Raw genomic sequence first — 398 nt, 5'->3', positions numbered from 1 at the left:
AGCACGGACACTTTCAAGTAAGCTCACACCGAGCTGAAGGAGTGTTCATGAAGCGCAAGAAATACAGTCCTGAATTCAAGCGGGAAGCCATCGAGTTGGTTCGTCGTTCAGGGGCGAGCTGTCGACAAGTGGCCCTGGAGATTGGTGTGGCTCCGAACCTGCTCACACGCTGGGTTCGAGAGGCACAGCCAAACACAGAAAAGGCCTTTTCCGGAACAGGTAGCCCGCGAGATGAGGAGCTGACCAGGCTCAAGCGTGAGTTGGCCCGGGTGACCAAGGAACGTGATTTTTTAAGAGACGCGGCAGCGTACTTTGCCAAGGAGTCATCGAGCGGTACACGGTGATTCAGCGCTGCCGCAACGAGTACCCGGTACGACTGATGTGCCGTTGCTTGAGGG

At 56.3% G+C, this 398-nt stretch carries 1 pseudogene; it reads left to right on the top strand.

The features are described from left to right. Positions 1–47: 47 nt before the first annotated feature. Positions 48–398, top strand: a pseudogene (locus BVH03_RS22850) (transposase); the annotation flags it as partial.

The sequence above is a fragment of the Pseudomonas sp. PA15(2017) genome, assembly GCF_001945395.1.
GTDB lineage: Bacteria > Pseudomonadota > Gammaproteobacteria > Pseudomonadales > Pseudomonadaceae > Aquipseudomonas.
The sequence above is the reverse complement of the archived record's forward strand: the minus strand, read 5'-3'. Positions and strand labels throughout refer to the sequence as shown.